The organism is Streptomyces albidochromogenes (assembly GCF_005981925.1).
In the GTDB taxonomy this organism is placed as follows: domain Bacteria; phylum Actinomycetota; class Actinomycetes; order Streptomycetales; family Streptomycetaceae; genus Streptomyces; species Streptomyces albidochromogenes.
Map to the genome: position 1 here is coordinate 1 of NZ_VBVX01000441.1, position 4,170 is coordinate 4,170.

The 4,170-nt window shown below is 71.5% G+C and carries 4 protein-coding genes; 2 read left to right on the forward strand and 2 right to left on the reverse strand.

Annotated features, from left to right (window positions below; translation table 11 throughout):
- Positions 1-12: 12 nt before the first annotated feature.
- Both ectA and E2E34_RS32005 read right to left on the reverse strand, forming a co-directional pair.
- Positions 13-543, reverse strand: a complete 531-nt coding sequence (ectA, locus tag E2E34_RS32000) for a diaminobutyrate acetyltransferase (RefSeq protein WP_208765399.1) — start codon at positions 541-543, stop codon at positions 13-15.
- A 301-nt stretch (positions 544-844) separates the two neighbouring features.
- Entirely contained in the window at positions 845-1,951 is a 1,107-nt protein-coding gene (locus E2E34_RS32005) for a pyridoxal-phosphate-dependent aminotransferase family protein (RefSeq protein WP_138905348.1), read from the reverse strand.
- 76 nt (positions 1,952-2,027) lie between these two features.
- Between E2E34_RS32005 and E2E34_RS32010 the strand changes: the two genes are divergently transcribed.
- Both E2E34_RS32010 and E2E34_RS32015 read left to right on the forward strand, forming a co-directional pair.
- Entirely contained in the window at positions 2,028-3,122 is a 1,095-nt protein-coding gene (locus E2E34_RS32010; RefSeq protein ID WP_138905349.1) for an amidohydrolase family protein, read from the forward strand.
- Positions 3,123-3,319: 197 nt separating this feature from the next.
- The coding region (locus E2E34_RS32015) for an SCO1860 family LAETG-anchored protein (RefSeq protein ID WP_439333701.1) at positions 3,320-4,170 on the forward strand (851 nt) is incomplete at its 3' end.

The following is a 4,170-nucleotide window of genomic DNA, read 5'->3' on the forward strand; positions in this document are numbered from 1 at the left end:
GGGGAGGGCTGCTCAGGAAGCGATCGGGCCGATGCGGTACAGCACCTCGGGCAGGTGGGTTCCCTCGGGGAACAGCCCGCCGTCGAAGAGCACTTCGCGCTCAAGACCCGCTCCGCGCCGCTCGGCGTACGAGGTGAACAGCCGGTTGGAAGCGGTGTTGTCCGGGGTCACGGTCGTCTCGATCGTCGTCACGCCCTGGCCGGTGGCCTTCTCGGTCAGCGCCTCCAGGAGCGTGCCGGCCAGCCCGCGGCCGCGGTGGTCGTGGTCGACGGCGACCTGCCACACGACGAGGGTCTCGGGGCGCTCGGGGCGTGTGTAGCCGGTGATGAAGGCGATCGGCTCACCCCCGGGGCTGTCCCTGGCCACCACGGACGTCGCCGCGAAGTCGCGGCACCACAGCAGATAGCTGTACGAGGAGTTGAGGTCCAGGACCTGGGAGTCGCGGGCGATGCGCCAGATCGCGGCTCCGTCCTCCACTCGCGGAGCTTCGATCTGCAGGAATTCGTTTCGGGCACTTGCAAGGTCTGCTGGTGCGGCGGTCATGCGGATGGAATTTACCGAGCAAATTCAAAAAGTGCATCGTCGGAAGGGGTTGGGTGAGTGCCCGATCTGTGTTATCGCGCGAGACCGCTCTTCACGCGAGCAGACAGCAAATGCGGGCGATTTGACCGTAAATAACCGGGCAAATCGCCTACGATGTGGGGTCTGTCACACCGTCGAAACCGAGCCGAGTTCTTGTTGAAACCTTGGCGTTTACGGTCGGGGAAACGGGGCAGAAGAAAACGGGAAGCTGTGCTGATAAAGCAGCTTCCCGTTATCCGTTAATTCACTGAATTCAAAGAACTCATGCGTTCGGCCAAGTTTCCGCCACAGCCTTTCGGGCAGCTTCGAAGTCGACCCGTGCACCCGTTTCCGTCAGTGCCGCCCCGAGTGCGGCGAGTGACGACTCGACCACGCCCCGACGGGCGTCCACGCCGTAGTGATTGACCCGGATCATCTCCTTGGACAGCGGCCCGCCGCCCGCGATCAGCGGCAGCGACGGGTCGGCGGCGAGCGCCTTCGCGACCACCACCGACGCGTCCACCCCCTCGGGGGTGCGCAGCGTGGTGGCGACCGGCGCGGCTTCCCGCGCCACGTGGACGTACGGCGCAAGACCGCCGCCCAGCGCGAGGGCGCCCGCCCGCGCGGCCGTCGCGGCGGCCCGGTGCCTGGCCTCGACCGCGCCCAGCCCCTCCGCCTCGATCCGCTCCAGGCACGCCTCGAGGGCCAGCATCTCCAGCTGCGCCGGCGCGTGCAGCAGCGCCTTGCGGCCGCCGTCGATCCACCGCTCCTTCCAGTCCAGGAGGGAGAGGTACGAGCGGCGCGGGGCGGCGGGGTTCGCGGCGAACCGCTCCCAGGCCCGCTCGCTCACCGAAACCGCCGAGACCCCGGCCGGCCCGCCCATCGCCTTCTGCGCCCCGATCACGCACAGGTCGACGCCCCAGGCGTCGGGCAGCAGCGGCTCGGCGCCCACCGAGGCGACCGCGTCGAGCATGAAGAGGGCGCCGTGGGACCGTACGGCCTCACCGATCTGTGCGACCGGGTTGGTGTTGCCGGTCGCGGCCTCCGCGTGCACCAGGGACACGAAGTCGATCTCCGGGTGCTCGTCGAGCGCCCGCGCCACCTGCTCGGCGGTGACCGCCGTGTCGAACGGCACGGTCAGGTCGAAGACGGCCGCCCCGCAGTCGCGCAGCCAGTTGCCGAAGGTCTGCCCGTACGGACCGGTCACGACGTTCAGCGCGGCCGAGCCGGGACGGGCGCCGGCGCGGATGCAGCCTTCGAGGGGCAGCAGCGCCTCGCCCTGCGTGATGACCACGTCCTGCTCGGTGGAGAGCAGCGAGGCGACCCGGCGTTCGATGGCCGCGAAGTGCGCGGCGGTCAGCGGGGCCAGGTCAAGAAGCGGGTGTGTCACGGCGGAGCTCTCTTCGATCTTCGGATGTTCGATCTCTCCCGGCCGAGCGTAACCGGCCCCTCGTAGAGTGCTGTGCATGAGTGATCGCATGGTGCTGCGGGTGAAGGGGCGGGTGCTCGCCGGGCCCGACGACGTACGGGACGAGCTGTGGGCCGTGGACGGCCGGATCACGTACGAACGGCCCCTCGGCGTACGCGACGTGCCCGTCGTCCACGGCTGGGCGCTGCCCGGCCTCGTCGACGCGCACTGTCACGTCGGGCTCGACCGGCACGGTCCGGTCGACGAGGCGACCAGCGAGAAGCAGGCCCTCACCGACCGGGACGCGGGCACGCTGCTGATCCGTGACGCCGGGTCGCCGTCCGACACCCGCTGGATCGACGACCGGGCCGACCTCCCGAAGATCATCAGGGCGGGCCGGCACATCGCCCGTACCCGCCGCTACATCCGCAACTACGCCCACGAGATCGAGCCGGGAGACCTGGTCGCGTACGTCGCCCGCGAGGCGCGGCGCGGCGACGGCTGGGTCAAGCTCGTCGGCGACTGGCTCGACCGCGAGACCGGGGACCTGGGCGCGTGCTGGCCGCGCGGCGAGGTCGAGGCGGCCATCGCCGAGGCGCACCGGCTCGGCGCGCGCGTCACCGCGCACTGCTTCGCCGAGGAGTCGCTGCGCGACCTCGTCGAAGCGGGCATCGACTGCGTCGAGCACGCCACCGGCCTCACCGAGGACACCATCCCGCTGTTCGCCGAGCGGGGTGTCGCGATCGTCCCGACCCTCGTCAACATCGGGACGTTCCCGCACCTCGCGGACAGCGGCGAGGCGAAGTTCCCGCGCTGGTCCGCGCACATGCGCGCGCTGCACGCGCGCCGGTACGACACGGTCCGCGCGGCCTACGACGCGGGCGTCCCGGTCTTCGTCGGCACGGACGCGGGCGGTTCGCTCGCCCACGGCCTGGTGGCGGACGAGGTCGCGGAGCTGGTCAAGGCCGGCGTCCCGCCGATCGAGGCGCTGTCCGCGACGGCGTGGGGCGCGCGGCGCTGGCTCGGACGCCCGCTCCTGGAGGAGGGCGCACCTGCCGACCTGGTGGTGTACGACGAGGATCCGCGCGCGGACGTGCGCGTGCTCGCGGCGCCCCGCCGGATCATCCTGAACGGCCGGATCGTCGCGGGCTGACGGGAACGGGCGTGCGCCGCACGTCGGCCGCATTCGAATGCGAGGTCGGAAACCCCACGAAGGAGTGAACTCACGCCACGTGGCTGACCGTTCACTCCAAGTGCGTAAGTATTCCTGTGTCTCAGCCGCCCCGGCGCTCACGTGTCCCCGTGGAGTGCGCCGGGCGGCGCCGCGTCACTCGTGGGGGTACCACCGCTTTGAACAGCACCTTCTTCAGCATGCCCGCGCGCCGGTCCGCACACCGGCCCGTACGCCGGTCCACGCGCCGGCCGGTGGCCACCGCCGCCGCCGTCGCCCTGGCCGTCGGCCCCGCCGCACTGCTGCTGGCCGCCCCGGCGCACGCCACCGGTGGCGGCGAGGGCACGGCGGGCGCCGTGGTGCTCCGCACCGACCTCGGCGTCTCCCTGCTCAACAAGACCGTCAACGTTCCGCTGACCGCCTCGCTCAACGAGGTGAAGGCCCCGGGGAACGCCGAGAAGACCGCGCTGACGGTCCGGCTGGACGGCGTGGAGCAGGGCAATCCGGTCAGCGTGCTGCGCGCCGACGTGGCCACCGCGAAGGCGACGGCCGACGCCCACAAGGCGGAGGGGTACGTCAACCTCGCCCGGGCCAGGGTCCATGTGCCGGGGCTGCCGCTGCTCTCGCTCGTCGAGGTCGAGAAGGTCACCTCGAAGGCGCTGTGCGAGGCGGGCAAGCGGCCGGTGGCCGAGTCGAACGTGCTCGGCGCGGTGACCGTGCTGGGCAAGAAGGTCACCCTGTCGGCCGGGGGACCGACACGGGTCGACGTGCCGGCGGTGGGCGAGGTGACGCTCGACCTGTCGAATACGCACACCACCTCCCGCACGGCGGCTGCCACCGCGCTCGAACTCAAGGTGTCGGTGAACCCGCTGAAGCTGAACGTCGCCGAGGTCGACGGCACGGTCACGCTCGCCGCCGCGACGTGCGAGGCCCCGAAGGCGCCGGCGGCGCAGCAGCCGCCGAAGGAGGAGCCGAAGGGTGAGCCCACCGCCCCCGCCGCCCCGGACGTGAAGCCCCAGGCGGCCACGGA